22 protein-coding genes, 3 tRNA genes and 3 pseudogenes are annotated in these 24,824 nt (G+C 52.8%); 14 read left to right on the top strand and 14 right to left on the bottom strand.

What is annotated here, in order from left to right; translation table 11 throughout:
* Positions 1-173 precede the first annotated feature (173 nt).
* The 3 genes from HA45_RS29365 to HA45_RS29355 are packed head-to-tail and all read left to right on the top strand — an operon-like array spanning position 174 to position 3,219.
* Entirely contained in the window at positions 174-1,517 is a 1,344-nt protein-coding gene (locus tag HA45_RS29365) for an FAD-binding oxidoreductase (RefSeq protein ID WP_436405011.1), read from the top strand.
* On the top strand, positions 1,436-1,774 hold the full coding sequence (locus HA45_RS29360; protein ID WP_436405010.1) for an FAD-linked oxidase C-terminal domain-containing protein: 339 nt from the start codon (positions 1,436-1,438) through the stop codon (positions 1,772-1,774). Before HA45_RS29365 ends, HA45_RS29360 begins: the two co-directional genes overlap by 82 nt.
* Positions 1,705-3,219, top strand: coding sequence for a (Fe-S)-binding protein (locus tag HA45_RS29355; RefSeq protein ID WP_436405012.1), 1,515 nt, complete (start codon positions 1,705-1,707; stop codon positions 3,217-3,219). Before HA45_RS29360 ends, HA45_RS29355 begins: the two co-directional genes overlap by 70 nt.
* 35 nt (positions 3,220-3,254) lie before the next feature.
* Here the strand turns inward: HA45_RS29355 and HA45_RS19005 are convergent, their stop codons facing one another.
* Positions 3,255-3,659, bottom strand: a complete 405-nt coding sequence (locus HA45_RS19005; protein WP_100699891.1) for a hypothetical protein — start codon at positions 3,657-3,659, stop codon at positions 3,255-3,257.
* A 390-nt stretch (positions 3,660-4,049) separates the two neighbouring features.
* Here HA45_RS19005 and sufA point away from each other — a divergent pair, with 390 nt between their 5' ends.
* From sufA to HA45_RS18970, 7 genes and pseudogenes are all read left to right on the top strand, one after another.
* Positions 4,050-4,424 carry a Fe-S cluster assembly scaffold SufA gene (gene sufA / locus HA45_RS19000; RefSeq protein WP_100699892.1) on the top strand — a complete coding sequence of 125 codons (375 nt, stop codon included), beginning with the start codon at positions 4,050-4,052 and terminating at the stop codon, positions 4,422-4,424.
* Positions 4,425-4,429: 5 nt separating this feature from the next.
* Positions 4,430-5,922: pseudogene (sufB, locus tag HA45_RS18995) on the top strand (Fe-S cluster assembly protein SufB).
* Positions 5,923-5,961: 39 nt separating this feature from the next.
* On the top strand, positions 5,962-6,708 hold the full coding sequence (sufC, locus tag HA45_RS18990) for a Fe-S cluster assembly ATPase SufC (RefSeq protein WP_100699894.1): 747 nt from the start codon (positions 5,962-5,964) through the stop codon (positions 6,706-6,708).
* Positions 6,683-7,960 (top strand): Fe-S cluster assembly protein SufD, encoded by a 1,278-nt coding sequence (gene sufD / locus HA45_RS18985; protein ID WP_100699895.1) that lies wholly within the window; start codon positions 6,683-6,685, stop codon positions 7,958-7,960. Before sufC ends, sufD begins: the two co-directional genes overlap by 26 nt.
* Complete coding sequence (sufS, locus tag HA45_RS18980; RefSeq protein WP_100699896.1) at positions 7,957-9,180, top strand: cysteine desulfurase SufS; 1,224 nt, start codon at positions 7,957-7,959, stop codon at positions 9,178-9,180. Before sufD ends, sufS begins: the two co-directional genes overlap by 4 nt.
* Positions 9,181-9,200: 20 nt before the next feature.
* Positions 9,201-9,617, top strand: coding sequence for a cysteine desulfuration protein SufE (gene sufE / locus HA45_RS18975; protein ID WP_100699897.1), 417 nt, complete (start codon positions 9,201-9,203; stop codon positions 9,615-9,617).
* A 61-nt stretch (positions 9,618-9,678) separates the two neighbouring features.
* Positions 9,679-10,716, top strand: coding sequence for a L,D-transpeptidase family protein (locus HA45_RS18970; protein WP_100699898.1), 1,038 nt, complete (start codon positions 9,679-9,681; stop codon positions 10,714-10,716).
* 67 nt (positions 10,717-10,783) lie between these two features.
* Here the strand turns inward: HA45_RS18970 and HA45_RS18965 are convergent, their stop codons facing one another.
* The 6 genes from HA45_RS18965 to HA45_RS18940 form a co-directional block, all read right to left on the bottom strand.
* Positions 10,784-11,020 (bottom strand): major outer membrane lipoprotein, encoded by a 237-nt coding sequence (locus HA45_RS18965; RefSeq protein WP_007374746.1) that lies wholly within the window; start codon positions 11,018-11,020, stop codon positions 10,784-10,786.
* Between the two features lie 305 nt (positions 11,021-11,325).
* Complete coding sequence (gene pykF, locus HA45_RS18960) at positions 11,326-12,738, bottom strand: pyruvate kinase PykF (RefSeq protein ID WP_100699899.1); 1,413 nt, start codon at positions 12,736-12,738, stop codon at positions 11,326-11,328.
* Between the two features lie 344 nt (positions 12,739-13,082).
* A tRNA-Val gene (locus HA45_RS18955) sits at positions 13,083-13,159 on the bottom strand.
* Positions 13,160-13,170: 11 nt separating this feature from the next.
* Positions 13,171-13,247: transfer RNA gene (locus HA45_RS18950), tRNA-Val, on the bottom strand.
* 3 nt (positions 13,248-13,250) lie between these two features.
* Positions 13,251-13,327 (bottom strand) — tRNA-Val (locus tag HA45_RS18945).
* A gap of 154 nt (positions 13,328-13,481) precedes the next feature.
* The gene (locus tag HA45_RS18940) at positions 13,482-14,855 is read right to left on the bottom strand and encodes an MATE family efflux transporter (protein WP_100699900.1); all 1,374 of its coding nucleotides are present in this window, start codon (positions 14,853-14,855) and stop codon (positions 13,482-13,484) included.
* A gap of 198 nt (positions 14,856-15,053) precedes the next feature.
* Here HA45_RS18940 and HA45_RS18935 point away from each other — a divergent pair, with 198 nt between their 5' ends.
* Positions 15,054-15,704 (top strand): riboflavin synthase subunit alpha, encoded by a 651-nt coding sequence (locus HA45_RS18935; protein WP_100699901.1) that lies wholly within the window; start codon positions 15,054-15,056, stop codon positions 15,702-15,704.
* Positions 15,705-15,752: 48 nt separating this feature from the next.
* Here the strand turns inward: HA45_RS18935 and cfa are convergent, their stop codons facing one another.
* Positions 15,753-16,901, bottom strand: a complete 1,149-nt coding sequence (cfa, locus tag HA45_RS18930; RefSeq protein ID WP_100699902.1) for a cyclopropane fatty acyl phospholipid synthase — start codon at positions 16,899-16,901, stop codon at positions 15,753-15,755.
* Between the two features lie 309 nt (positions 16,902-17,210).
* A pseudogene (gene punC / locus HA45_RS18925) lies at positions 17,211-18,412 on the bottom strand (purine nucleoside transporter PunC).
* Positions 18,413-18,520: 108 nt separating this feature from the next.
* On the opposite strand from punC, the pseudogene punR reads away from it, so the two are divergent.
* A pseudogene (punR, locus tag HA45_RS18920) lies at positions 18,521-19,431 on the top strand (DNA-binding transcriptional activator PunR).
* Here punR and purR read toward each other — a convergent pair.
* Entirely contained in the window at positions 19,428-20,453 is a 1,026-nt protein-coding gene (gene purR, locus HA45_RS18915; RefSeq protein ID WP_100699905.1) for an HTH-type transcriptional repressor PurR, read from the bottom strand. The pseudogene punR and the gene purR sit on opposite strands and share 4 nt — an antisense overlap.
* 273 nt (positions 20,454-20,726) lie before the next feature.
* Between purR and cydH the strand changes: the two genes are divergently transcribed.
* Positions 20,727-20,816 carry a cytochrome bd-I oxidase subunit CydH gene (cydH, locus tag HA45_RS18910; protein ID WP_097119278.1) on the top strand — a complete coding sequence of 30 codons (90 nt, stop codon included), beginning with the start codon at positions 20,727-20,729 and terminating at the stop codon, positions 20,814-20,816.
* A 73-nt stretch (positions 20,817-20,889) separates the two neighbouring features.
* On the opposite strand, the gene HA45_RS18905 is transcribed toward cydH, so the two are convergent.
* Positions 20,890-21,678 carry a C40 family peptidase gene (locus tag HA45_RS18905; protein ID WP_100699906.1) on the bottom strand — a complete coding sequence of 263 codons (789 nt, stop codon included), beginning with the start codon at positions 21,676-21,678 and terminating at the stop codon, positions 20,890-20,892.
* Between the two features lie 365 nt (positions 21,679-22,043).
* Here HA45_RS18905 and HA45_RS18900 point away from each other — a divergent pair, with 365 nt between their 5' ends.
* Positions 22,044-22,379: a Grx4 family monothiol glutaredoxin gene (locus HA45_RS18900; RefSeq protein WP_197079559.1), complete on the top strand. Its 336-nt coding sequence runs from the start codon at positions 22,044-22,046 to the stop codon at positions 22,377-22,379.
* 42 nt (positions 22,380-22,421) lie between these two features.
* On the opposite strand, the gene rnt is transcribed toward HA45_RS18900, so the two are convergent.
* From rnt to HA45_RS18885, 3 genes are all read right to left on the bottom strand, one after another.
* Positions 22,422-23,090: a ribonuclease T gene (rnt, locus tag HA45_RS18895; protein WP_100699907.1), complete on the bottom strand. Its 669-nt coding sequence runs from the start codon at positions 23,088-23,090 to the stop codon at positions 22,422-22,424.
* 108 nt (positions 23,091-23,198) lie between these two features.
* Positions 23,199-23,606, bottom strand: a complete 408-nt coding sequence (gloA, locus tag HA45_RS18890; RefSeq protein ID WP_100699908.1) for a lactoylglutathione lyase — start codon at positions 23,604-23,606, stop codon at positions 23,199-23,201.
* A 109-nt stretch (positions 23,607-23,715) separates the two neighbouring features.
* Positions 23,716-24,813 (bottom strand): alkene reductase, encoded by a 1,098-nt coding sequence (locus tag HA45_RS18885; protein ID WP_100699909.1) that lies wholly within the window; start codon positions 24,811-24,813, stop codon positions 23,716-23,718.
* Positions 24,814-24,824 lie beyond the last annotated feature (11 nt).

Genomic DNA, 24,824 nt, shown 5'->3' with positions numbered 1-24,824 from the left:
TAGGCCGCTCAGGCCCTGATCAATGATGATCTATTTCCTGAAAATTAAACAGAAAAAAGCCAATGTTGTGGCGGTCTTTCTTGAAAAAACAGCAGGCGATAAAAAAATATGATAAAACCAATGGTTGAAAAAAATAACCACGCAAACGTTTACAACATCTCGGTCACGCAATAATGATCCCACAGATTTCCCAGGCACCAGGCCTCGTTCAACTGGTGCTGACATTCCTGCAGTCATTACAAGAGCAAGGCTTTACCGGCGATACCGCCACCAGTTATGCCGATCGTCTCTCGCTTTCAACCGATAACAGCATTTATCAGCTGTTGCCCGATGCGGCGCTGTTTCCGCGTTCAACCGCTGACGTTGCGCTGATTGCGCGTATGGCGGGAGAGTCGCGTTTCAACAGCCTGGTGTTTACCCCACGCGGCGGCGGCACCGGCACTAACGGCCAGTCGCTGAACCAGGGCATCGTGGTTGATATGTCGCGCTACATGAATCGCATCCTTGAGATCAACACTGAGCAGGGTTGGGTACGAGTAGAGGCGGGCGTGATCAAAGATCAGCTGAATGCCTGGCTTAAACCTTATGGCTTCTTCTTCTCACCTGAACTCTCAACCAGTAACCGCGCCACGCTAGGTGGCATGATCAACACGGATGCGTCCGGACAGGGTTCTCTGGTGTACGGCAAAACCTCGGATCACGTTGAGGGGCTGCGCGCGGTATTACTTGGCGGTGACATTCTTGATACCCGAGCGATGCCGACGGAACTGGCAGAGCAGCTGGCGGCGACGCCAACGGCGGAAGGACGAATCTATAATGTGGTGCTCAATCGCTGCCGTAACCAACGCGATCTGATTCTGGAAAAATTCCCGAAACTGAACCGCTTCCTCACCGGCTACGACTTGCGTCACGTGTTCAGCGATGACCTGCAAACCTTCAATCTGACACGATTGCTGTGTGGAGCCGAAGGGACGCTGGCCTTTATCACCGAAGCTCGCCTCGATATCACGCCGATTCCCAAAGTGCGCCGTTTGGTTAACATCAAATACGACTCGTTTGACTCAGCATTGCGTAATGCGCCTTTTATGGTGGAGGCCAAAGCGCTGTCGGTGGAAACCGTCGACTCCAAGGTTCTGAATCTGGCGCGCGAAGATATTGTCTGGCACTCAGTGCATGAATTGATTACCGATGTGCCAGACAAAGAGATGCTGGGCCTGAATATTGTCGAATTCGCCGGCGATGACGGTGAGTTAATTGAAAAACAGGTCAGCAACCTTTGTGCGCGTCTTGATGAACTGATGATGTCGCAGCAGGGTGGCGTGATTGGCTATCAACTGTGTAACGATTTAGGCGGTATCGAACGCATCTATAATATGCGTAAAAAGCGGTGGGCCTGCTGGGGAACGCGAAAGGGCGCGCCAAGCCGATCCCGTTTGTGGAAGATACGGCCGTACCGCCGGAACAGCTGGCAGATTACATCGTCGATTTTCGTGCCTTGCTCGACAGCCATGGCCTGAGTTATGGCATGTTTGGCCACGTCGACGCCGGTGTGTTGCACGTGCGTCCGGCGCTGGATATGTGCGATCCGCAGCAAGAGATGCTGATGAAGCAAATCTCCGACGAAGTGGTGGCGCTGACTGCTCGCTACGGCGGATTGCTGTGGGGCGAACACGGTAAAGGTTTCCGAGCCCAGTACAGCCCGGAATTTTTGGCGAGACGCTGTTTAACGAACTGCGCGCCATTAAAGCCGCCTTCGATCCCGATAATCGGCTGAACCCCGGCAAGATTTGTACCCCGCTTGGCAGCCACGAGCCGATGATGCAGGTGGATGCGGTGAAGCGCGGCAGTTACGATCGCCAGATTCCGGTCACGGTGCGCAATGAGTGGCGCGGTGCCATGGAGTGCAACGGCAACGGTTTGTGCTTCAACTTTGATGCGCGTAGCCCGATGTGCCCGTCGATGAAAATCACCCGCAACCGTATTCATTCGCCGAAAGGCCGCGCGACGCTGACGCGTGAATGGTTACGTTTGCTGTCAGAGCAGGGGGTTGATCCTTTGCAGCTGGAGCAGGCGTTGCCGCAACAGGGCGCCAGCCTGCGCACCCTGATCCAGCGCACGCGTAACTCCTGGCATGCGAAACAGGGTGAGTATGACTTTTCACATGAAGTCAAAGAGGCGATGTCTGGCTGCCTCGCGTGTAAAGCGTGTTCCACGCAATGCCCAATTAAGATCGATGTGCCCGGCTTCCGCTCGCGCTTCTTACAGCTTTATCACACGCGTTACCTGCGCCCAATGAGCGACCATCTGGTGGCCACGGTAGAGAGTTATGCGCCGTTGATGGCGAAAGCGCCAAAGGTGTTCAACTTCTTCCTTAAACAGCCTTGGGTGCGCGACCTCAGCAAAACGCACATTGGCATGGTTGATTTGCCGCTGCTGTCTTCTCCGAGCTTAAAGCAGCAGTTGGGTGGTCATCCGGCCATGAATCTGACGCTGGAACAGCTTGAAGCCATGGACGCGGCACAGCGTGAAAATTGCGTGCTGGTGGTACAGGATCCGTTTACCAGCTATTACGAAGCACAGCTGGTGACCGACTTCGTTAAATTGATTGAAAAGCTCGGTTATCGTCCGGTGCTTTTACCCTTCTCACCGAACGGTAAGGCACAGCACGTTAAAGGTTTCCTGCAGCGCTTTGCGCGTACCGCCGGTAAAACCGCCGAGTTTCTTAATCGTGTTGCCAGACTGGGAATGCCAATGGTCGGGGTCGATCCGGCCACGGTGCTCTGTTATCGCGACGAGTATCGGGAAGTGCTGGGTGAGCAACGTGGTGAGTTCCAGGTGCAACTGGTGCATGAATGGTTACAGCAGGCTCTGGATGCGCGCGCCGTTCAAACGGCAAGCGGCGAAGCCTGGTATCTGTTTGCGCACTGTACCGAAGTCACTGCGCTGCCCTCTACGCCGAATCAGTGGCAGGACATCTTTGCGCGGTTCGGTGCCAGGCTGGAGAACGTGAACGTCGGCTGCTGCGGCATGGCGGGCACCTATGGGCATGAGAGCAAAACCTCGAAAACTCATTGGGCATCTACGAGCTTTCATGGCATCCGCAACTGCAGAAGCTGCCGCGTCAACGCTGCCTCGCAACCGGCTTCTCGTGTCGCAGCCAGGTTAAACGTGCTGAAGGCAACGGCATGCGCCATCCATTGCAAGCGCTGCTGGAAATGATGTAAACAAATTGTAGGAGTCGTCACAAAGCTGGATTAGAATATCCAGCCTGCGTGGCGGACGAAATCACTCTGCAGGCTGGTGGCCTGGTCCCACTCGCCGCTGAGCGCCAGTTGATGGCACAAACGCGTCAACGACAGGCGCGCCAGTTGATAGGCCTGAATACGGAATAGACGGTCGCGATCGGCATTACCCATCTCCTGCACTAAGCGGTGATGGAGCTTGCCCATGGCATGCAGATAGCTTTGGTCGTCGCCGTTCAGCTCGCAGATTTCTGCCATGTCGAGACAGGTGTCGTTGAAGCGACGCAGTTGGTCGATGGTGCAATCGGTGCGGTTGAGCTTTGCCTGAGCCATATAGAAGTCGACGGTGATATCACGCACCGAAAACTTATATTCATCGATTTTGTGTTGTAACCAGGCTGAGACGGTAAGCGTCATATCGCTACCTTAAATGGGTTAATGATAATCATTATCATATTCAACCGCGTCAGGAATGCAATTCCCGCAGTGAAATTTTATTGATTTCCTTTGCCTGTTACAAAAATCGGCAATAACAATCTCTTTACATCGTAGAAAGGCGTAACCTATCAATCAGAACGATATCGTAAAGTTGGATTTGCAAATTTTACGGCATTTTAATGGGTTACGCGGGCAAGGCGCGCACGGGATTGCCGCTCACAAGCCGGTGTGAAGAGACTATGCTTAATAAAGCAGCAGTAAAAAACAGCACGAGATGATTATCCCTGCAAAACAAGCGGTTGAAGTGATATCTGATATCACTACCATAGGGGGATAGCCTGAAAAGGCCCAGACTTACGAGGTAGCACTATGTCATCAGTAAATGCAGCTTCTTTTTCACCCGAAGATTTCGTCTGGAAAGGGCTCACGCTGACCGAAACGGCAGCGAAACAAATTCTTAACCTGGTTGAGGCTGATCCTGAAGTTAAAGGTCTGAAACTGGGTGTGAAACAGTCCGGCTGTGCCGGTTTTGGCTACGTTATGGATCTGGTCAAAGCGCCAGCCGATGACGACCTGATCTTTGAGCAATTCGGCGCAAAACTGTTTGTGCCACTTCAGGCAATGCCGTTTGTTGACGGTACCGAGCTGGATTATGTCCGTGAAGGCCTGAACCAGATTTTTAAATTCAACAACCCTAAAGCTCAGCACGCCTGCGGGTGCGGTGAAAGCTTTGGCGTCGAGTAAGTAAAATGTCACGACACAGCGAAGCATCTGACGATGTACAAACGTGGGAAGGTAGCCTGAATTACAAAGAAGGCTTCTTTACCCAGTTGCAAACCGACGAATTAGCTCACGGCATCAATGAAGATGTGGTGCGCGCGATTTCGGCCAAACGTAACGAACCTGAGTGGATGCTGGAATTCCGCCTCAAGGCCTTCCGCGCTTGGTTAGAGATGGAAGAGCCACATTGGCTGAAAGCGAATTACACCTCGCTCGATTATCAGGATTACAGCTACTATTCTGCGCCATCCTGCGGCAATTGCGACGATAGCTGCGCGTCTGAGCCGGGTGCGACCCAGGCTTCTGGCAGCGTCGCGTCAAGCGATTACCTGACCAAAGAAGTGGAAGACGCGTTTAATCAGCTGGGTGTTCCGGTACGTGAAGGCCGGGAAGTCGCGGTTGATGCGATTTTCGACTCCGTCTCTGTCTCCACCACTTATCGTGACAAACTGGCTAAGCAGGGAATTATTTTCTGCTCGTTTGGTGAGGCGATTCACGATCACCCTGAGCTGGTGCAGAAATACCTCGGCACCGTGGTACCGCATAACGACAACTTCTTCGCCGCGCTGAACTCAGCGGTGGCGTCAGACGGTACGTTCGTTTACATCCCGAAAGGGGTGCGTTGCCCAATGGAGCTGTCGACCTATTTCCGCATTAATGCGGCAAAACCGGCCAGTTCGAGCGCACCATCCTGATCGCTGATGAAGACAGTTACGTCAGCTACATCGAAGGTTGTTCTGCGCCAGTGCGTGATACCTACCAGCTGCACGCCGCGGTGGTTGAAGTCATCATCCACAAAAATGCCGAAGTCAAATACTCTACCGTACAGAACTGGTTCCCAGGCGGTGAAGGCGAGGGCGGTATCCTCAACTTCGTGACCAAGCGTGCCCTGTGTGAAGGCGACCACAGCAAAATGTCCTGGACCCAGTCTGAGACCGGCTCTGCTATCACCTGGAAATACCCAAGCTGCATTCTGCGCGGTGATTACTCCGTCGGTGAGTTTTACTCAGTGGCTTTGACCAGCGGTCGTCAACAAGCGGACACCGGCACCAAGATGATCCACATTGGTAAGAACACCAAGTCGACCATCATCTCAAAAGGCATCTCAGCCGGTAAGAGCGAGAACACCTATCGTGGTTTGGTGAAAATCATGCCAACCGCGACCAACGCACGTAACTTCACCCAGTGTGACTCAATGCTGATTGGTGCAGAGTGCGGTGCGCATACGTTCCCGTATGTGGAAACGCGCAACAATACCGCGCAACTGGAACATGAAGCCACCACCTCAAGGATTGGTGAAGATCAGATGTTCTATTGCCTGCAGCGCGGCATTAGCGAAGAAGATGCGATCTCAATGATCGTCAACGGCTTCTGCAAAGACGTTTTCTCCGAGCTGCCACTGGAATTCGCCGTGGAAGCGCAAAAACTGTTGGCTATCAGCCTTGAGCACAGTGTGGGCTGATGCCACACGCGTTGCCGGAAGCAATGTGAAGGAAAGAGTATGTTAAGCATTAAAGATTTAAAGGTTAGCGTTGAAGACAAAGAGATTTTGCGCGGTCTGAACCTTGAAGTGAAGCCGGGCGAAGTCCACGCCATTATGGGACCGAACGGTTCGGGTAAAAGTACCCTGTCTGCAACGTTGGCGGGTCGTGAAGATTACGAAGTCACCGGCGGCACGGTTGAATTTAAAGGCAAGGATTTGCTGGAGCTTGAGCCGGAAGAACGTGCAGGTGAAGGCATCTTCATGGCATTCCAGTACCCGGTTGAAATTCCTGGCGTGAGTAACCAATTCTTCCTGCAGACCTCGGTGAATGCGGTGCGCAAATACCGTGAGCAGGACGAGCTGGACCGTTTTGACTTCCAGGACTTCATCGAAGACAAAATTAAACTGCTGAAAATGCCTGAAGATTTGCTGACCCGCTCAGTGAACGTCGGCTTCTCCGGTGGTGAGAAGAAGCGTAACGACATTCTGCAGATGGCAGCTCTTGAGCCAGAACTGTGTATCCTGGATGAAACCGATTCCGGTTTGGATATCGATGCGTTAAAAATCGTAGCAGAGGGCGTTAACAGCCTGCGCGACGGTAAGCGTTCATTCATTATCGTGACCCACTATCAGCGTATCCTGGATTACATCAAGCCAGATCACGTGCACGTGCTGTATCAGGGCAAAATCGTTAAGTCTGGCGATTTCTCGCTGGTTAAACAGCTGGAGGAGCAAGGCTATGGCTGGCTTACCGACGAAGAGTGATAACGCCCTGCAACAGTGGCATCACCTGTTTGAATCACGTGGTGACGTGCGTTCTCTGCAGGCGCAGCAGCACTGGCAGCAACTGATGCGTGTCGGCTTGCCGACCCGTAAGCATGAGAACTGGAAGTACACTGCGCTGGATGGCCTGTTTGCCAATCAGTTTGTGCTGCCAGAAGCGCAAACCGTGACGGCGGAGCAGGTTGCTGAGCTGGCGCTACCGGTGGATGCGATTCGTTTGGTGTTTGTTGATGGCCGCTTCCAGCCAGAGCTGAGCGCGCGCGACACCGAACTGTTCGACGTGCAACACAGCCGTGCGGCTGAACGTCGTCCGTTGCCGGCTGCAGTGCAGCCAGAAGTGTTCCTGCATCTGACCGAAAGCCTGGCGGAAGAGGTGACCTCTATTCGCCTGGCGCGCGGTAAGTCTGCGGCACGTCCGCTGTATTTACTGCACATCACCAGCGGCAAGGCTGATGCGCTGAATACCGTTCATCATCGCCATCACCTTGAGCTTGAGCAGAGCGCTGAAGCGGAAGTGATTGAGCATTATGTGACGCTGAACGGTGCTGCCCACTTCACCGGTGCACGCTTTACCTTTGCGGTGGCCGATAATGCCCAGCTGAAACACATCAAGCTGGCGTTTGAAGAGAGCAGCAGCTACCACTTTGCGCACAATGACATCGTGATCGGCCGTGATGCGCAGGTTACCAGCACCAGCTTCCTGCTCGGTGCCGGCTTGTCTCGACACAACACCAGCGTGCAGCTCAACGGTGAAAACACCCAGCTGTCACTGAACAGCCTGGTGCTGCCGATCAACGCAGAAGTGGCCGATACCCGCAGCTATCTTGAGCACAACAAAGGCTACTGCCTGAGTCGTCAGCTGCACAAAACCATCTCGCGCGACAAAGGCCGTTCGATTTTCAACGGTCACATTAAAGTGGCGAAGCATGCGCTGAAAACTGACGGACAGATGACCAACAACAACCTGTTGCTCGGTCGTCTGGCGGAAGTGGACACCAAACCGCAGCTGGAAATCTATGCGGATGACGTGAAGTGTAGCCATGGCGCGACCATTGGCCGTATCGACGATGAGCAGATGTTCTATCTGCGCTCGCGTGGTATCGCGGAAGATGCCGCACAGCAGATGATTATCCATGCGTTCGCGGCTGAATTGACCGAGATGCTGGAAGAAGAACCGCTGCGCCAACTGGTGCTGGAACGCATTAGTGCGCGTTTCCCTGGAGTTGAGTTATGACTTTCGATCTCGAACGAATCAGAGCGGAATTTCCGATTCTGAAACGTGAGGTCAACGGACATCCGCTGGCCTACCTTGATAGCGCGGCCAGCGCTCAGCGCCCGCTCGCGGTCATCAATGCGGAAAGTTTTTTTTACCAGCACGGCTATGCGGCCGTGCACCGTGGTATTCACTCGCTGAGTGCGCAAGCCACTACCGACATGGAAAACGTGCGCACGCAAGCGTCGCGTTTTCTCAATGCGGCGTCGCCAGAAGAGATTATCTTCGTTAAAGGCACCACTGAAGGCATCAACCTGGTGGCCAACAGCTGGGGCGGCAGTCAGCTGCAATCGGGCGATAACATCATCATCACGGAGATGGAGCATCACGCTAACATCGTGCCGTGGCAGATGGTGGCGCAACGCACCGGCGCTGAAATTCGTGTTCTGCCTCTCAACGATCAGGGCGAATTAGCGTTAGAGCAGCTGAGTGGGCTGATTGACAGCCGCACGCGCCTGCTGGCGGTGACGCACGTCTCTAACGTGCTCGGTACGGTGAACCCGGTTAAAGAAATCGTGGCGCAGGCGAAAGCCGCTGGCGTTATCACGCTGGTGGACGGTGCTCAGGCGGTAATGCATCACACGGTGGATGTGCATGATATCGACTGCGATTTCTATGTTTTCTCCGGTCATAAGATCTATGGTCCGACCGGCATTGGCATACTGTACGCGCGTAAAGCCCTGCAGGACATCATGCCACCGTGGGAAGGCGGCGGTTCGATGATCGATCAGGTGATGTTGCCAACCGGCACGACCTGGAACAGTGCCCCATGGCGTTTTGAAGCGGGTACACCGAATACCGGTGGTATTATCGGCTTAGGCGCTGCACTGACCTGGATCAACGAACTGGGATTAGATGTGATTAACGAGCGTGAGACGTCGCTGATGCGTTATGCATTAGACAAGCTTGCTTCGGTGCCGGATCTGGTGATTTACGGTCCAGCGCAACGCAGTGGCGTGGTGGCGTTTAACCTCGGTAAGCATCACGCATTTGACGTCGGGAGTTTCCTCGATCAATACGGCATTGCGATCCGCACCGGACATCATTGCGCTATGCCACTGATGCGCCACTATGCGGTGCCCGCGATGTGTCGTGCCTCATTTGCACTGTACAACAGTGAAGAAGAAGCCGATCGCCTGGCAGCAGGTTTGACACGTATTCATCGTCTGCTGGGCGGTTGAGCAGATTTCAGGAGTTATCCATGGCGAATTTGCCAGATAAAGAGAGACTGGTGCGCAACTTTAACCGTTGCGCGAACTGGGAAGAGAAGTATCTTTACATCATTGAGCTTGGTGCGAAATTACCAGAATCCTCTGAAAGCTTGCAGCAGCCAGAGCATGTGATTTCAGGCTGTCAGAGCCAGGTGTGGATCCGCATGACCCCGCAAACAGATGGTACCATCGCCTTTGAAGGTGACAGTGACGCAGCCATCGTTAAGGGCTTGATTGCGGTGGTGTTTAGCCTCTATCAGGGACTGAAAGCACCAGATATTCTTGCACTTGATGTCCGTCATTGGTTCGGCGAATTAGCGCTGACCCAACATCTCACCCCGACGCGTTCGCAGGGGTTGGAAGCGATGATTCGCGCCATTCGTCATAACGCTCAAAGCCTCAGCTAAGTTACACTCTTCAGACCCCGGCATGACCGGGGTCTGTTCCATCCGACAAAGAGAAAATTGCATGAAACCAGCGTTACGTTTAGCCGGTGCATTGCTGTTGTCCTGCTTCGGGCTTTCTGCACCTGCATTTGCTACGGAATATCCCCTACCAGCCGATAACAGCCGATTAATTGGCGAGAACACCCTAACCACTGTCCCTGATGACAAACGGCCCTTAGAGAACATCGCATCGCACTACAAGATTGGTATGCTCGGCATGTTAGAAGCCAATCCCGGCGTTGATCCCTGGCTGCCCAAAGCCGGTACGCAGTTAACGGTGCCTTTACAGATGCTGTTACCCGATGCCCCGCGTGAAGGCATCGTCATCAACCTTGCGGAACTGCGCCTCTACTACTATCCGAAAGGAGAGAATCGTGTGGTGGTGTATCCGATTGGTATCGGCCAGTTAGGAGCAGCCACGCCAAGCATGGTCACCAGCATCAGCCAAAAGATTCCTAATCCCACCTGGACGCCTACCGTCAATATCCGCAAACGCTACGCGAAAGAAGGCATTACTTTGCCTGGTGTGGTGCCTGCTGGCCCGGATAACCCGATGGGGCTGTTCGCTATGCGTCTGGCACGTGGCACCGGCCAGTATCTGATTCACGGCACTAACGCTGACTTTGGCATTGGTATGCGCGTCAGCTCGGGTTGTATCCGTCTTCGTCCTGATGATATTGAGGCGCTGTTCAACAGCGTACCAAAGGGGACGCGGGTGCAAATCGTCAACGAGCCGATTAAGTATGCTGTAGAGCCGGATGGTAAACGCTACGTTGAAGTGCATCAGCCGCTTTCACGCAACGATAAAGATGATCCCCAAACCATGCCGATTACCCTGACGGCGAAGATGAAAACCTTCACCAACAGTCAGAAAAGTGATACGGCATTGATTAAAGAGGCGATCGCGCGTCGTTCAGGGATGCCAGTGCTGGTTAGCAGCGGCGAACCGGTGTCACAGGACACAACACTGCCTGCGGTGCTGCAAACGCAGCAGAATGGGGCAGAGGAAGGAAAAGCGACCATCAGTCAGGCGCTGGGCGAGAATGGCACGACCCCTTAGTTAGGAAGGCCAAAATCAGGACAAAAAAAATGGTGCCACATGGGCACCATTTTTCAAACCAGAACTCTTACTTACGGTAAGAGTGAGCCTGGTTGTCCAGACGCTGGTTAGCGCGAGCTGCGTCATCTTTAGCAGCCTGAACGTCAGAACGGATTGCGTTCACGTCGTTGCTCAGCTGGTCAACTTTAGCGTTCAGAGTCTGAACGTCTGAAGACAGCTGATCAATTTTAGCGTTGCTTGAGCAACCAGCCAGCAGAGTTGAACCCAGAATTACCGCGCCCAGTACCAGTTTAGTACGATTCATTATTAATACCCTCTAGAATTGAGTTAATCTCCATGTAGCGTTACAAGTATTACACAAAGCTTTTTGAGTTGAGAATAAATTTTTGATGAGAACATGCTTAAATTTGATCGTTCGCTCAAAGAAACAGCGTTTCGCAGAAGAAGATGAAAATATTTAGCTAAAACAGAGAGATTTAATCGGACTAACCTTAATCATGCGGGATATTGAATAGTTATTATCGATTGGAAAATTCTGGTTTTTGTATTACAGCAAGAATAAAAAAAGCGCCTAAAAAAGGCGCTTTTAAATAAAACTTCAACCAAAAATCAGAGTACGTGGACTGAAGCAGTGTTGGTCGTGCCACTTGGAACCAGTGCACCTGACACCATCACGACCACATCGCCTTTCTGCGCGTAGCCACTTTCCAGCGCCATTTCTTTACCAATGCGGTAGAAATCGTCGGTTGAAGCGATTTCATTCAACACACGCGTTTCAATGCCTTTGCTCAGAATCAGCTGGCGCGCGGTGGTGTGATTGGTGGTCAGCGCCAAAATGGTGGCATCCGGGAAATATTTGCGGATTGCTTTCGCTGACTTGCCGCCTTCGGTAGCCACGACAATCACCGGTGCTTCCAGCTTCTCGGCGGTTTCGACCGCGCCGCGGCACACGGCTTCGGTGATGCGCAGTTTACGTGAATCCTGCAGCTCACCAATGCGTGATTTCATCACACGGTCAGTACGCTCACAGATGGTTGCCATGATGGTAACCGATTCCAGCGGATATTTACCCTTCGCACTCTCACCAGACAGCATCACTGCGTCAGTACCGTCGAGAATGGCGTTCGCCACATCGCCTGCTTCTGCACGGGTAGGGCGCGGGTTTTTGATCATTGAATCCAGCATCTGCGTCGCGGTGATAACCACTTTGCGTGCTTTATTACACTTTTTGATCATCATTTTCTGCGCGAAGATCACTTCTTCTACCGGGATCTCAACACCCAGATCGCCACGCGCAACCATGATGCCGTCAGACGCTTCAAGAATCTCGTCGAAGTTGTTCAGGCCTTCCTGGTTTTCGATTTTAGAGATGATCTGAATGTTCTCACCGCCGTGGGCTTTCAGATGCTCGCGAATTTCCAGAACGTCTGAACGTTTGCGGATAAACGAAGCGGCGACGAAATCAACGCCTTGCTCACAACCGAAGATAAGGTCACGTTTATCTTTTTCAGCCAAAGCAGGCAGCTGAATGGAAACACCTGGCAGGTTTACACCTTTGTTCTCACCCAGATCGCCGTTGTTCAGCACCTTGCACACCACGGTGTTTTCGGTGACTTCGGTTACTTGCATACCGATCAGGCCATCATCAACCAGTACGGTATTACCGATTTTCAGATCTTCGGTGAAGCCGGCATAGGTCACCGCAACGCGCTCGGTGTTGCCAATCACCGACTGATCGGTGGTAAAGGTGAAGGTTTGGCCCGCTTTCAGCGAAACATCGTTACCGCCTTCCAGCTTCATGGTGCGGATTTCAGGACCTTTGGTGTCCAGCAAAATCGCAGCCTGACGACCGGTTTTTTCCGTGACGGCACGCATATTGGTGATGCGCTGACCATGCTCGGCATAATCACCGTGAGAGAAGTTCAGGCGCATGACGTTCATTCCCGCTTCCAGCAGTTGAGTCAGCATCTCTTCAGATTCGGTTTTCGGACCGATGGTACAAACAATCTTGGTCTTTTTCATGTCAGCTTTTCTGTAAGTTGTGATGGATGATTAAGGTTGGGATTCGCGGCGTTTGGCAGCGAAGTGAAAATATGTATGGTGTTGGTTTGGATCGTACAGAGGTAAGAATAGGTGACAGTGGCTAAGCGTGCAGAGAAGTTATGCAGTACGCGAGGGAACTGGTTGGGCAGTGTTGCGCAAATCATTTGAGTTGTTTGCATAGGCACGTTAGCGCTGAAACCTTTCAGGTGGACAACGCGGCATAGTATAGACGCTAAGTATGCGAAAACCAATATAAAAGCGGAAAGAGAAAACGATACAGATCAAGGAAAGGGGTGTTGCGCAAAAGGAGAGAAAACAAAGAGTGGTGCGCTCTAATGGACTCGAACCATCGACCCCCACCATGTCAAGGTGGTGCTCTAACCAACTGAGCTAAGAGCGCATTCAGAAATTTGGTGCGTCCGAGTGGACTCGAACCACCGCCCCCCACCATGTCAAGGTGGTGCTCTAACCAACTGAGCTACGGACGCACTTGGTGCGCTCTAATGGACTCGAACCATCGACCCCCACCATGTCAAGGTGGTGCTCTAACCAACTGAGCTAAGAGCGCAACATGCTGTCAGGGCGACAGCGGGGACGAATATTAACGGTAGGCCGCGATGCTGGCAAGGGAAAAAATGATTTTCCCTGACGACTGACCAGCATCTGCGCGACCCGCTGTTATTTTCGCCATTGAACGGGCAAATATCGGCCCGTTCAGCCACTTAGCGGGCGGCGCGCGCCAGGATCACCTGCGGTGGCGAACGCTGTAATCGACGAATGCGCCAAATCATCATCACCGCTGCGGATGTCAATCCTACGATGAATCCACACCAGAAGCCTGCCGGGCCCAGTTGCGGGACGACCCAATCCGTCAGCGCCAATATATAGCCGACCGGCAATCCCAATACCCAGTAAGCAATAAGGGTAATAAAGAAGATCGAGCGAGTATCTTTGTAGCCGCGCAGGATACCGCTGCCAATCACCTGAATCGAATCTGAGAACTGGTAAATAGCCGCAAGGAGCATGAGCTGTGCCGCCAACGTGATGACTTCCGGATTGGTGGTGTAAAGCGCTGCAATGTCTTCACGGAACGTCACGGTGAAAATCGCAGTAACGGCAGCCATGCTGATACCCACGCCTTGTCCAGTCCAGGCCGCGATGCGAGCCTGTTCGGTGGAGCCCTGTCCGAGACGGTAGCCCACACGAATGGTGGTGGCCACGCCGAGGGACAGTGGGAGGACGAACATCAGTGAACTAAAGTTAAGCGCGATCTGGTGGCCAGCCACTTTGACGATACCCAGTGGTGAAACCAGCAGTGCCACCACCGCAAACAGGGTCACTTCAAAAAACAGCGCAAGCGCCACGGGTAACCCAAGATTGAACAGACGCGAAAGGATGGCGCGCGAAGGGGGAGACCAGCGAGTGTTCATCCGAATATCGCGCATGCTGGCCATGCGCTTTACCCAGAAACGCATCACGATAAACATAACCCAATAAACGGAGGCCGTGGCGACACCACATCCCACGCCGCCAAGCGCTGGCATGCCAAAATGACCATAAATGAACACGTAGTTCAGCGGGATGTTAACCAGCAATCCCAGGAAGCCCAGCAGCATCGCCGGCTTGGTTTTCGACAAACCCTCACACTGGTTACGCGCCACCTGGAAGAAAAGATAACCGGGTGCACCCCACAATAAGGCGTGCAGGTAACCTTCAGCCTTGGCTGCCAGTTGCGGATCAATATCGTGCATCGCATGGATGAGATAGCCTGCATTCCACAGCACCACCATTATCAGCAATGCCACCGCCAGTGCCAGCCAGTAACCCTGGCGCACTTGTTCTGCAATACGATCGCGTCGCCCTGAACCGTTGAATTGCGCAACGGTTGGCGTCAATGCCAGCAGAAGACCATGACCAAACAGAATGGCGGGAAGCCAGATAGAGGTGCCGACAGCAACGGCGGCCATATCCGTGGCGCTCACCGCACCGGCCATAATGGTATCCACAAACCCCATCGCTGTTTGGGCCACCTGAGCAAGGATGACCGGGATCGCGAGGGCCAGCAATTGACGCGCTTCTGTTAAATACTTCTGCACGTAACACCTGCTTGAATTAAGAAGAGATCGGGGTGATATCCCCAAAGAATGCGCGGCATAGTGTAGCGGGAGCGCTGCATTCCACCAAACTTTGTTCGCATTTTGTTAAGCCATTTGTGTAAAGTTTGAACTCCGCCAAATTAAACCGCGCAGCTCAAGCTGTGATAAACTGGGGCAAACTTCGCAGAGGCTGAAAGTATGTTTACTGGAATTGTGCAAGGCACGGCCGAAATTATCGCCGTAGAAGAAAAAAAGCTGTTTCGAACCCATATCGTACGTTTACCGGAAGAGTTGTTACCGGGCCTGGCATTGGGCGCATCGGTGGCGCACAACGGCTGCTGCCTGACGGTGACGGCGATTGAGGGCGATCGTGTCAGCTTTGACCTCATCAAGGAAACCCTGCGCATTACCAATCTCGGGGAATTAGCGGTGGGCGATGTGGTGAATATCGAGCGCGCGGCGAAGTTCAGCGATGAAATTGGCGGTCACTTAATGTCCGGCCATATTATGACGACCGCAGAAATCTGCAAAATCATCCAGTCTGAAAATAACCGTGAAGTGTGGTTTAAATTACAGGATGCATCGCAAATCAAATATATCCTGCATAAAGGCTTTGTCGGCATTGACGGTATCAGCCTGACGGTAGGTGATGTGACCAAAAGCAAATTCTGTGTGCATCTGATTCCAGAAACGCTGGAACGTACCACGCTAGGTGCGAAAAAGTTGGGGCACAAAGTGAATATTGAGATCGATCCCCATACGCAGGCGATTGTCGAAACCGTTGAGCGCGTGCTGGCCCAACGTGACGCTGCGGCCATTGCATTAGCATCGGCCGACAGCGCCGAGTAGCCCGCAAAAAATAAGGCGCCGGCGGCGCCTTATCTCATCATGAGCTGATTAACGCGCGACGCGCAATCCACCCTCTTTGCCGCGACTAAACACCACCTGCCACAACTGAATATCTCGCGCGCGAAACGCGCCAGCACAGGCGTTGAGATAGTAGCCAAACATCCGTTTAAAGCGCTCGCCGTATTTCTCTGATAACTGTGGCCAGGTCATCAGAAACCGCGCATGCCAGGCCATTAACGTGGTGTCATAATCGGCACCGAAGTTATGCCAGTCTTCCATAATAAAATGCTTCTCGCTGGCATCCGCAATCTGGCGCACAGAGGGTAAACATCCGTTAGGGAAGATGTATTTATCGATCCACGGATCGACGTTCATATCGGTGGTGATAGCGCCGATGGTATGCAGTAAAAATATGCCGTCTGGTTTGAGGTTGCGATCGGCAACGTCAAAATAAGTGGCATAGTTTTTCGGCCCCACGTGCTCAAACATGCCGACAGAGACAATCCGGTCGAACTGCAAATTCAAATCACGGTAATCCTGCAGCAGAATGGTGACGTCCAGCCCTTCGCAGCGCTGCTGTGCCATTTTTTGTTGCTCAGCCGAAATGGTGACGCCGTGCACTTTCACACCGTAATGACGCGCGGCAAACTCGGCCAGACCGCCCCAGCCGCAGCCGATATCGAGCAGCGTCATCCCAGGCTCTAGCTGCAACTTACGGCAAATCATGTCCAGTTTTGCGAACTGTGCTTGCTCCAGAGTATCCACATCTTTCCAGTAGCCGCAGGAGTATTGCATGAAGGGATCGAGCATCAGTGAAAAAAGGTCATTACCGAGATCGTAATGTTCTTTGCCCACAATCCAGGCTCTTTTCTTCGACTGTAAATTGGTTAAACGCGCGGCCGCAATACGCAATGTATCTTTAAAATGACGAGGGAGTTGTTTATCCAGATGTTGTTGCAGAACGCGATGGAAAAAGACATCCAATTGTTCGCATTCCCACCAGCCATCCATATAACTTTCACCCAGACCTAACGATCCTTCCTGCAAAATACGTTTGAAAAAATCAGGATGCTTGACCTGAATATCCCAGGGGCGTGTGCCATTGACTGCAACATCAGCGCGTTCCAGCAATTCGTTGACGATGCGAAACCAGTGGTTTTCTTCAAGGCTCACTTCTTCTATACACGATGAACTCATAGCTTCTCCATCACCTTTCCGATTTGAACCTGTGGAAATAATAGTCAATTTCCTTAGGCCTGTGAGAGAACTCACGGAAAATCCGTGCGCCAGATATCCGACGTTAAACAGAGGTATGAATCTGAATAGAATTGTCTGGCACCAATCAGGAGAGGAAGATCGTGCAGACGCCATCCCAGCGACAGAGTCGCTTAAAAATAATGCAATTATGTTATTGATTTGTTGCAGAAATGCTGACCCACCGAGTATATGCTCACGTGGGTCAATATTCAACGAGTTATCGTTAGTTTGCTAACGATAATCGTTGCATCAGTGATTATCTTCGCAGGGACGGGAGGTGTGAGCAATATCACTTTGTGCGTTTAAGCTGCGTTGCCAGGCGAAGCCGGCCCATGCAAGCACTACCGTGGCGACCATCACCAGTGTGGTGTGATACAGCGCCTGTTGTAATCCGGCCGACACCAGCAGGCTGGCGATAAAGCACAGGCCCAATTGCAGCAGGTTTTGTAAGCCTGCGGCTCTGCCGGTGGCGTGCGGGAAAGGGGCTAATGCGCTGGAAACGACAATCGGGTAAATGGCGCCATTGGCCAGCGCCATGCCGCAGAATGGCAGCAGCAGTGTCACCAATGCAGGGGCAGGCAGCATTGCCACCACGAACAAACTTAAAATGCTGATGCTATACAACACCAGCAGCCACGGCAGCAATTGTGTTCCCTGATAACGATTCAGCAGCGCACGGCAGCCAAATCCGCCAATCAAAAAAGCAATGGTCTGCGGGATATAGCTCAGGCCAATATCGGCGGGGGTTAAACCCGCAGAAGCCAGGATAAAGGGCGAACCGGTTAACCAGGCAAAGAAACTGGCAGAACAGGCGGAGTAGATCACTACGTTGCCGGTGTAGACGCGTGTGGTGAGCAAATTTAACCAACTGGGTTGAGAGCCGCTCACGGCGTGAGTTTTTTAGGTGCGGCAAGTTGCAGCGTGCCAATCAACAGCACCACAGTGATGATCGTCAATGCGATAAAGATACTGCGCCAGTGGAAATGTCCCATCAGCCACGCGCCCAAGAGCGGTGCCAGCGCGGGGGACAGTGCTACCAGCGGCATGATTGTCGCGAAAACTTTGTTGGCCTGTGCTTTCGGATAGCGATCAACCACCAATGCCTGCCAGCTTACTGCCGCAGCACACACGCCTACCGCTTGCACAAACCGCAGTGCCAGCATCATGTTGACGTCGGTCACCCACACCATGCCAATGCAACCCAGGGCGAATATGGTCAAACCTGCCAGCAAAATCGGTTTACGGCCGAAGCGGTCCGACAGCGGGCCCCAAAACACCTGCGCACAGGCAAATCCACCCAGAAAAAGGCTCAGGCTGGCGCTGATGGTGCCGGGCGCGCTGGCAAAATCGCGCTGCATATCGCCAAAGGCGGGCAGATACATATCCGTGGCAAGAAAACCGAGCATACTCAGCACGGCCAGGTAGGGCATAAATCCTTTTGACGACAACATAGTGATTCTCATTGGCAGATTGAACGCCGGGGAGTGTAAAAGAGTGCGTCATTCTTTGTGAAACGCTAATATTTGCGCAGTGCTGTGAAAAAATTTGAAGGCAGAATTATGTGGTCTGAATATGCGTTAGAAGTGGTGGATGCGGTGGCGCGCAATGGCAGTTTTAGCGCTGCGGCGCAGGAACTGCATCGCGTGCCTTCTGCGGTCAGCTATACGGTGCGCCAGTTAGAAACCTGGTTGGCTGTGCCGCTGTTTGAGCGCCAACATCGCGAGGTGGTTCTCACCCCCGCTGGCGAGCATTTTGTGCGTGAAGGACGATCTGTTATCAAAAAATGCTGGCAACTCGCCGGCAGTGTCAGCAGCTGGCTAATGGCTGGCGCGGTCAGCTCAGTATTGCCGTGGATTGTATTGTCAAACCGCAGCGAACCCGGCAGTTGGTGAAAGATTTTTACCGCCATTTCCCGGATATGGAGCTGATTATCAGCTACGAAGTGTTCAACGGTGTTTGGGATGCACTGGCGGACGGCCGCGTTGATGTCGCGATTGGCGCCACCCAGGCGATTCCCGTCGGCGGCCGTTTCGCGTTTCAGGATATGGGCGCCCTGAACTGGCGTTGCGTGGTCAGTCCCGATCATCCATTGGCCTCTGGCAGCGAACTCAATGAAGAAGTCCTACGCGGCTGGCCATCTCTGGTGCTGGAAGATACCTCGCGCGCGCTGCCGCGACGAATGACCTGGACTCTCGATAATCAGAGACGACTGGTGGTGCCGGAGTGGGTGACGGGGATGGATTGTCTGCAGGCGGGACTGTGCGTGGGCATGGTGCCTGGGCACCTGGCAAGACCGTTATTGGATGAGGGATTGCTGGTGGAGTTGATGCTGCCGCAGCCGTTCCCGGACAGTCCTTGCTGCGTCAGTTGGTCTGAGCAGCGCGCGTCACCGGCGCTGGAATGGTTACTGGCCTATCTTGGCGATGCTGAAACGCTGAACCACGAATGGCTCAGCGAAAATCAGCATTAACGGCGGTAATCGCGGAATGGACCATCCGCCACGGAGCGACGTTCAATTAGTGTGGGCTGGACTTCGATGGTTTGCGGCTCTTCACGTTTACTGGTAATACGATCCAGCAACATTTCGAGGGCCTTTTTGCCCAACTCCGCTTTCGGTTGATGAACGGTGGTGAGCGCCGGTGTGAAGTAACGGGCGTTGCGCACGTTATCGTAGCCAATCACGGAAATATCCTGTGGCACGCGCAAACCCATTTCATCGGCGGCACAGATCGCGCCCATCGCCATAATATCACCACCACAGAACACAGCAGTGGGGCGTTGCTTTTGGGTGAGGATTTGCTGCATTGCCTGATATCCCGATTCCGGCTCAAAGTCGCCCTGAACCACCCACTCCGGTCGTAAGGTAATCCCGGCTTCGTTCATCGCCTGCAGGAAGCCCGTATGACGGCCGCCGCCGGTGTTGCGTTCCATCTGACCGGGAATGGCACCGATATCACGGTGGCCACGCTCGATAAGGTAGCGTCCGGCCAGATAACCGCCCTGGAAGGCGTTATCCTGCACGGTATCGGTGAAGTCGCCACGTGAAGCGCCCCAATCCATCACGACCATTGGAATATTACGGTTCTCTTCCAGCATCTGCAGCAGGTCGTCAGGATACTCAGAACACATCACTAACAGACCATCGACGCGTTTTTGCGCCATCATCGACAGGTAAGCGCGCTGTTTTTGCAGATCGTTGTGCGCGTTGCCTAAAATCAATGTGTAGCCGCGTTCAAAGCAGTGGTTTTCAACCGCTTCGATAATTTCGGCGAAATAGGGCGCTTCACTGGAGGTGGCCAACAGGCCCAACGTTTTGGTGTGATTCACCTTTAAACTGCGCGCGACGGCGCTCGGTGAATAGTGCAATTCTTTAATCGCTTCCCATACGGCGTTACGCGTCTCTTCTGCGACAAAGCGCGTCTTGTTGATGACATGCGAAACCGTGGTGGTAGAGACACCTGCGCGTTTTGCCACATCTTTAATTGTTGCCATGAAAAAGGTACTCCCCGGCTTATCGCAACTTACTGATAAGTATATTGTTAAACGTTTGCGTCTGCGAAGGGTTTTACGCCCTAAAAGGGGGGCAAATCTGCCTGTTCTGGCAGGGAAAATCACTTCAGCAGGGTGTAAATACGGTGCGTACAAAAGCAGTTGCGCAACGAAAGGCGGCGATTCTAGCAAGCTGGCGCGGATAACACGAGATTTTTGCCCACCGCTGTGCGAAAATTGTTTTAACCACAATAAATGTGTGACTAAGGAGTTGTGATGAGTACCGATCTGAAACTGGCACTAATGACCACGGTTGGCGCACTGTTAATGATTATTGCGTTTAGCTTTACCGCCATTCTTCATTAATAGAAAGCACATTAAATAAAAAAGCCGGAGCTGATTTCAGCGTCCGGCTTTTTATTTGCGTGTTGCGCAACAGCTAGCGAATGGTGCGTGGCGTCATCATACGGCGTGCGCCGACATAGTGTTTTTGCCAATAATCTTCACCCAACGCGCTAATCTGGATGTCTTTCCCGGTGCGCGGTGACTGTATAAATTTTCCATTACCGAGATAAACACCCACATGATCGGCGGTGCCACGGTTGGTGATGCGGAAGAACACTAAGTCGCCTTTCTCCAGCATCTCGCGCTTAATCGGTGAGGCATCATGCAAGTGATACATCTCATTTGCCGTGCGAGGGAATTTGTATTTCACCAGATCTTTATAGGCATACCAGACCAAACCACTGCAATCGAAACCGGTATGAGGGGAAGTGCCGCCCCATTGATAAGGTTTACCCAGCTGCCCCATTAATTTTGTCATCGCCGTTTCACGCGCCTTTTGGTAGCGCTGACGGTGAGATTTGCTCATTTTGATGCCGGTGAGTTCCTGGGCTTCATCATCCAGCTCAGTTGATTTTTTTGTCAGGCGTTGATGGCCGTACTTTTTCACCGGAGATTTAAGCAGGGATTTTTTGCGGCTGGTTTTGTGTAACGCGGTTTCGGTTTTGGTCTGCTTTTTCAGCTTTAGTTTCTGCACCGTTGTCGTCAGGCGAGACTTCTTAGCCGTTGTTTTAACCGGACGTCGCTTGCGGCGCTCATCTTCGCGCGCACCTTTTTTCTCGGCGTTATGCAAACTGGCATTTACCGGGGCATGCTGGGAAGCAGAAGCCACGTTAAAGAACAGTTGCGCAAAGGCCAGTATGAAAAGCGTAATCAGTAAACGCATAGTCCGGTTACAGTTTTAGCAGTCTGGGGTAAAAACAGGCTGCGGCTAAGTAAGAGAAATCTGATCAACGATCAGCGCCGAAGCAATTCTAATCCACTTTTTTTCCAAAAGGTAAGGCCTTTTTCTATTAATCTGTTACCCGGCCGATTGTGTCGGTAAATTAAGCGATTTCAGCTGGTTAACGCAGCGAAATTATTGCTAATTATTAATTGATTCATGCTTATACATGATATGAAAATGTTATCTTTACTGCCTGGACTTAACAAACATGGCGATCTGCAGAACGCGAACGCAAAATCCCGTTTTCAGTGCGGGGCTGAAGTCGCTACAATAAACAAACACGAAGTGAAGGATTAAGGAAGGCAATAATGAGTACTGTTGAAAAAATTCAGCGCCAGATCGCAGAAAACCCGATTCTGTTATACATGAAAGGTTCACCTAAACTGCCAAGCTGCGGTTTCTCTGCGCAGGCGGTACAGGCGCTCTCTGCCTGTGGCGAGCGCTTCGCGTACGTGGACATTTTGCAGAACCCGGATATCCGCGCTGAAATGCCGAAATTCGCTAACTGGCCAACCTTCCCGCAGTTGTGGGTTGATGGTGAGTTGGTCGGCGGTTGCGACATCATCGTGGAGATGTTCCAGCGTGGTGAACTGCAGCCGCTGGTGAAAGAAACCGCTGAGAAGTATAAAGAAGCGGAATAATTGCGAAGGCCGACAAATGTCGGCCTTTTCTTTGCGTGTGTGTCAGGCGGAAGCGTCGTCTTCCGCCTGTTCTTCACTGAAAGCCAGTGGCCAGCCGCCAAGACGTTTCCAGCGATTCACCAGTTCACAGAACAGGGTTGCCGTTTGTTCGGTATCGTACAGCGCCGAGTGCGCCTGCGTGCTGTCGAATTCCATCCCCGCCGCTTTACAGGCCTTGGCCAGCACGGTTTGACCTAATACCAAACCACTTAACGCCGCAGTATCAAAAGTGGCAAACGGGTGGAACGGATTACGTTTCAGGCTGGCGCGTTCAGCCGCAGCCATCACGAAGTTCAAATCGAAGGTGGCATTGTGCGCCACAATGATCGCGCGATTACAGCCATGGTCTTTGGTGCCTTTGCGCACCATCTTGAAAATGGCATGCAGGGCTTCATATTCGCTCACCGCACCCCGTAAAGGGTTGGTGGGATCGATGCCGGTAAACGCCAGCGCTGCAGGATTGAGGATCGCGCCTTCGAACGGCTCAACGTGAAAGTGCAGGGTTTCATCACGGTGTAACCAACCGTCCTCATCCATCTTGAGCGTGGTGGCGGCAATTTCCAGCAGTGCATCGGTTTGCGCATTAAAGCCGGCGGTTTCGACGTCAATAACCACAGGATAAAAACCACGGAAGCGTTGATGAAGAGCGTTTAAGGCGTTCGATTCAGACATCAGGATCTCATAGCTAGAAATGGGGCAGCGCGCATTATGGCAAAAATTACAGGAGGGTGCAGCAGGAGAGGGGAGTCAGCCTGCAAATTAGCAGACTGACTAACGGCATCAGTGACCGAGGCCGTGACCAGCGTGTTTGTTTTCGATCAGCTCGATTTTGTAGCCATCGGGATCTTCGACAAAGGCGATGATGGTGCTGCCACCTTTTACCGGACCGGCTTCACGCGTCACGTTGCCACCGATACTGCGGATACGCTCACAGGTCTCAGCCACGTTGTCCACGCCCAGCGCGATATGCCCATAGGCATTACCCAGATCGTATTTATCCACGCCCCAGTTGTAAGTCAGCTCGATCACCGCGCCTTCGCTCTCTTCGGTGTAGCCAACAAATGCCAGGGTGTATTTGTATTCGGTGTTTTCGCTCTGACGCAGTACGCGCATGCCCAGCACACGGGTATAGAAATCGATTGAACGCTGCAGATCGCCAACGCGTAACATGGTGTGAAGTAAACGCATAACATCCTCTTTTTAAAAGTCATCAGGGAATGACAAAGACTATCAAGTATAGCCAGTTAATGCCCTGAAGAAACACCACTGCCGCACATCCGGTGCGGCAGCTTGATTCTTACAGGCTTGGGTAATCAGTGTAGCCTTCTGCGCCGCCGCCGTAGAAACTTTCTGGGCGCTGCGGATTCAGCGGTGCGTCTTGCTGCAGACGTTCAACCAGATCCGGGTTGGCAATAAAGTCACGACCAAAGGCCACGGCATCGATCAAGCCACGTGCGATCAGGTCGTCTGCTTTCTCTACGGTGTAAGCGCCAGCACCCACAATCACGCCAGGGAACAGGGCACGCACTTTTTCACGGAAAGCGTCGCTGTAAGGCTGACCACCGGCCCAGTCTGGCTCGGACAGGTGCAGGTAAGCGAGACCACGTTGGCCCAGCTCAGAGATGTACCACAGCGCGGCAGCTTCTTCATCGGCACCATTTTCCAGATTCTGGAAGGCGCCAATTGGCGAGATACGGATGCCGATACGATCGGCAGACCAGTTAGCAATCGCCGCATCCACCACTTCCAGCGCGAAACGGCCACGCTTCTCGATCGAGCCACCGTATTCATCGGTACGCTGGTTGGAGTCTGGCGCCAGGAACTGGTGCATCAGGTAGCCGTGGGCCGAATGCAGTTCCAGCAGGTCGAAATCGGCTTCGCGCGCGTTGGCCGCTGCCTGACCGAAATCTTTCACGATCTGCTGAATTTCTGCCACGCTCAGTTCACGCGGCACCGAAGTATCTTCACGATAAACGCTGCCATCTTCAGCACGCAGTGAGGTCCGCGTGCCCGCAGCCAGAGCTGAAGGTGCAACGGGCGCTTTGCCTTCCGGCTGAACGCTATTATGCGAAATGCGGCCGGTGTGCCACAGTTGCACAGCGCTGTGACCCTTCGCAGCATGAATACTTTCGTTGATCACTTTCCACGCGGCGATTTGCTGCTGGGTGTGCAAACCTGGTGCGCCAGCATAACCTTTCGCCTGGAAAGAGATCTGCGTTGCTTCAGTAATGATCAGACCGGCGCTGGCGCGCTGCTGATAATATTCCGCCATCAGCGGAGTAGGAATATCGCCCGGCTCAATGCTGCGCAGACGCGTCAGCGGTGCCATGAACACACGGTTAGGTACGGTAATCGCGCCCACTTTAAGTGGGGAGAACAGCTGTTTACTCGCCATGATGACTCCTA

This window comes from Pantoea rodasii, assembly GCF_002095465.1.
In the GTDB taxonomy this organism is placed as follows: Bacteria; Pseudomonadota; Gammaproteobacteria; order Enterobacterales; family Enterobacteriaceae; genus Pantoea; species Pantoea rodasii.
The sequence above is the reverse complement of the archived record's forward strand: the minus strand, read 5'-3'. Positions and strand labels throughout refer to the sequence as shown.